Annotated in this window: 2 protein-coding genes; one reads left to right on the top strand and one right to left on the bottom strand. The window is 62.3% G+C overall.

Annotated elements, in window-relative coordinates:
- Window positions 1-326 precede the first annotated feature (326 nt).
- Complete coding sequence (gene clpB, locus RDM88_RS11990) at window positions 327-2,933, bottom strand: ATP-dependent chaperone ClpB (protein ID WP_308755061.1); 2,607 nt, start codon at window positions 2,931-2,933, stop codon at window positions 327-329.
- 267 nt (window positions 2,934-3,200) lie between these two features.
- Between clpB and RDM88_RS11985 the strand changes: the two genes are divergently transcribed.
- Window positions 3,201-4,271 (top strand): hypothetical protein, encoded by a 1,071-nt coding sequence (locus RDM88_RS11985; RefSeq protein WP_308755060.1) that lies wholly within the window; start codon window positions 3,201-3,203, stop codon window positions 4,269-4,271.
- The last annotated feature ends 64 nt before the right edge of the window (window positions 4,272-4,335 follow it).

The raw sequence follows: 4,335 nt of genomic DNA, 5'->3' as shown, positions 1-4,335 counted from the left end.
GGCGCCGCCGACTTTGGCCGCAGGCCAACCGGAGGCGGCGCGGGGGTCAAGGGGGCACAGCCCCCTGCGGTTTCTTTCCCCTATTTCTTGTCCGTACAAGAAATAGGGTCGCCGCCGGTCGACTACCGGCAAGCTCCGCCGCTCGATGAGCGGAAAATCCAGGACCTCCGCCGGTCGACTACCGGCAAGCCCTCCGACCTCTGGGCGGAATATCTAAAACCGCCACCGGGACGGGTCCCGGCAATTTTCGCCGCCGAAAGCGGCACATTTGGACGGTCAAAAAAGGGACGCACCCAGCGGGCGCGTCCCTTTCCTATTACGAACGATTATGAAGCAGCCTTGATTGCCAAATCACCATTTTCCATGACAGCCTCGAGCCGGGTGCCGGGAGCGGGGTCCTCCGCGATGATGATGCGGGCAAGCAGTGTTTCGAGCTTGTGCTGGAGGAACCGCTTGAGGGGGCGCGCGCCGTAGACGGGGTCGTAGCCCTGGTCGACGATGTACGCCTTTGCCTCGGTCGAGAGGGTCAGGGTGAGCTGCTTATCGGCGAGGCGTTTTTGCAGGTCGGCCATGAGCAGGTCGACGATCCGCGCGATCTCCGCCTTTTGCAGCGGCTTATAGAAGACGATCTCATCGAGGCGGTTGAGGAACTCGGGGCGGAACTGCTGCTTGAGCAGCCCATCCACCGCCTTGCGGGCCTCATCGGTGATCTGCCCGTTTTCGTCGATTCCCTCGAGGATGTAGGGGGAGCCGAGGTTGGAGGTCAGGATGATGATCGTGTTTTTAAAGTCCACGGTGCGGCCCTGGCTGTCGGTGATGCGGCCGTCGTCGAGCACCTGGAGCAGGATGTTGAAGACGTCGGGGTGGGCTTTTTCGATCTCGTCGAAGAGGACGACCGAGTAGGGCTTGCGGCGCACCGCCTCGGTGAGCTGGCCGCCCTCCTCATAGCCGACGTATCCCGGAGGCGCGCCGATCAGGCGGCTGACCGAGAATTTCTCCATATATTCGCTCATGTCGATGCGCACGATGTTGCGCTCGTCGTCGAAGAGCGCCTGTGCGAGCGCCTTGGCGAGCTCGGTCTTGCCGACGCCCGTCGGGCCGAGGAAGAGGAAGGAGCCGATCGGACGGCTCTGGTCCTGGATGCCCGCGCGGGAACGCAGGATCGCTTCGCTGACGGTGGTGACCGCCTCGTCCTGTCCGATGACCCGCTCATGCAGGATGCTCTCCATGTGCAGCAGCTTCTGCCGCTCCCCCTCCATCAGCCGCGTCACGGGGATGCCCGTCCAGCGGCCGACGATCCGCGCGATCTCCTCCTCGGTGACCCTGTCGCGCAGGAGGGTGGAGTCCTTCTCCGCCGCGCTCGCGAGCTTTTCCTCCTCTTCCAGCTCCTTCTGGAGGGTGGGGAGCTTGCCGTATTTGAGCTCGGCGGCCCGGTTGAGGTCGTATTCCCGCTCGGCCTTCTCGATGTCGGCGTTCACCTGTTCGAGCTCCTCACGGAGCTTCTGCACCTTGGTGATCGCGTTCTTTTCGTTCTCCCAGCGGGCTTTCATCGCCTTGAACTGCTCGCGCATCCCGGCAAGCTCCCGCTGAATCTCATGCAGGTGCTCCTGCGAAAGCTGGTCGGTCTCCTTTTTGAGCGCCGCCTCCTCGATCTCATGCTGCATGATCTTGCGGGAGAGGTCGTCGAGCTCGGACGGCATCGAGTCCATCTCGGTGCGGATCATCGCGCACGCCTCGTCCACGAGGTCGATCGCCTTGTCGGGCAGGAAGCGGTCGGTGATGTAGCGGTTGGAAAGGACCGCCGCCGCGATGAGCGCCTGGTCCTGGATTTTGACGCCGTGGAACACCTCGTAACGCTCCTTGAGCCCGCGCAGGATGGAGATCGTGTCCTCGACGGTCGGCTCGTCCACCAGCACCGGCTGGAACCTGCGCTCAAGCGCGGCGTCCTTTTCGATGTACTGGCGGTACTCGTTGAGGGTGGTCGCGCCGATGCAGTGCAGCTCGCCGCGCGCGAGCATCGGCTTTAAGAGGTTGCCCGCGTCCATCGAGCCCTCCGTCTTGCCCGCGCCCACGATGGTGTGCAGCTCGTCGATGAAGAGGATGATCCTGCCCTCGCTCTTCTTGATCTCCTGCAATACCGCCTTGAGGCGCTCCTCAAACTCGCCGCGGAATTTCGCACCCGCGATCAGCGCGCCCATGTCGAGGGAAAAGATCGTGCGATCCTTGAGGTTTTCGGGCACGTCCCCGCGCACGATGCGCAGCGCAAGCCCCTCGGCGATGGCCGTCTTGCCGACGCCCGGCTCGCCGATGAGGACCGGGTTGTTCTTCGTCTTGCGCGAGAGGATGCGGATGACGTTGCGGATTTCGTTGTCGCGGCCGATGACCGGATCGAGCTTCTGGTTGCGCGCCTGCTCGACAAGGTCGGTGCCGTACTTTTTCAGCGCGTCATAGGTGTCCTCCGGGGTGTCAGAGGTGACGCGGGTGTTCCCGCGCACGCTCACCAGCGCCGAGAGGAAGCCGTCCTTCGTCAGGCGGCAGCGCGAAAAGAGCTGCCCCAGCGCGCCGTTCGGGTTTTCGAGCAGCGCGAGCATGACGTGCTCGACCGAGACATATTCGTCCTTCATCCGGTCTGCGAGCTTTTCCGCCTGGACCAGCGCGCGGTCGACCTCCTGGGAGACGTAAATCTTGCCCTGTTCACGGCCGGGGCCGGAGACGCGCGGCAGCCGCTCGACCTCGGCGCGCACGTCGGAGAGCAGCGCGGCGGGGTCGATCTCCATCTTTTTGAGCATCTGGCTGATAAGGCCGTCCTCCTGCGCGATCAGCGCATAGAGCAGATGCTGCTGTTCAATCTGCATGTTCTGGTATTCGGTCGCGAGGTCCTGCGCGCTTTGCAGCGCCTCGAGCGACTTCTGGGTGAATTTCTGAGCGTTCATAGACACCCTCCTCCTTTATGTGAAAGCTGTTTGATCCGTTGTTTTAGCACTCTAGTATATCGAGTGCTAACTATATAGTACCCCAAATGCTGTGGGAAATCAAGTACAAATTGTAAACATTTTTCCTGTGGATTGTGCCTGATTTTTTCCCAATTCCCGGTGAATTTGAACGGTTTCTGAACTTTGCCCCCCGGCGGTTGACGGGGGACGGAATTGGGGATATCATAGGATTACGCCAAAATTTTCATCTGTAAGAAGGGATTTAATATGAAGCGTTCTGTCCTCGCCGGCGCGCTTGCGCTGGCTTGCGCGCTCTCCCTCGCGGCGCCCGTCTTCGCCGCCGAAAAAGCTCCCTCCCTCGCGGGCGATTCCAAGACGACCGCCGTCGCCAGAGTCTACGAATACGATCCCCACCGCTACCTCGCAAACGGCAATTCAGTCTACGGCAACACGCTGACCGTCGCCGCGGACGAACGGGTTTACGACGATTCGGGCAGGCTGTGGCGGGTCACCGATTCCTCCGCCTTCTATGACGCCTCCGCCTTCCGCTGCTCGGTCAAAACGACCGCCAACGCGATGAATGCGCGATCAATCCGCCAGTCGGACGAACCGATCGTTGGGGCGGGCGCCTGCTTTGTCGTGACCCTCTCTAACGACGCGATGTACGACAACACCGGCGTCGGCTTCACGGTGACCTACACCGCCGTCAGGGACACTTCCCTGCCCGTCGTCCCCCTCGGCACGAATACCGGAACGGCCTCCGAGCTGTCGGTCAAAAGCGGCGCGAAGATTGCCATCGACTATACGCTGCGCATCACCGACGACACCCTCTTCCCCTCCACCTACCTGAAATCCAACCCCGACTGGTACGGCGACCTCTTCTACTTTAAGGACGTCAAGCACCCGATCGGCGCGGAGGACATCGTCCTCACCCCGACCCAGGAGGGGGACAGCGACTACACCTGGGAGGATGCGGACATCATCGTCGCGGAGCTCTCCGGCTCGGATATCCTCTACGCGCCCAAGCTCTCGACCCGCCGCGCCGACACCGGCCGCAATCACACGGCCCCCCTCGGGGAGATGTACACCCGCTTCTTCCGCGGCAATCCCGACGCGAAGGGTGGCACGCTGACCCTCGTGAACCCCTACCTCACCTACGACGGCGAGGAGACGGTTCCCCACAGGCAGGTCCATATCTATGAGGCGACCGAGGCCGGCGACCTCAAGGACGTGACCAGCCGCTTCAAGTACACCACCGATTCCGACGGGCGCGGCGCCTTCTCCGCGAAGGTCCGGACGCTCGGCAACTATATCATTACCGCGACGGAGCTGAAATAGCCCCCGGCGAGCGGCGGAGCTCTTACGGGAAAATAGAATATATGCATAAAGAAGCGGCCGCCCG

Origin of the sequence: uncultured Anaerotruncus sp. (assembly GCF_902490045.1) — a bacterium.
In the GTDB taxonomy this organism is placed as follows: Bacteria; Bacillota; Clostridia; order Oscillospirales; family Ruminococcaceae; genus Anaerotruncus.
Note: the sequence above shows the minus strand (reverse complement) of the source record. Positions and strands in the feature narration are given on the sequence as shown.

What these genes read in the sequence shown, in the direction of transcription:
- clpB (WP_308755061.1), bottom strand. Translation starts at nt 2,933, where the DNA reads ATGAACGCTCAGAAATTCACCCAGAAGTCGCTCGAGGCGCTGCAAAGC.
- RDM88_RS11985 (WP_308755060.1), top strand. Translation starts at nt 3,201, where the DNA reads ATGAAGCGTTCTGTCCTCGCCGGCGCGCTTGCGCTGGCTTGCGCGCTC.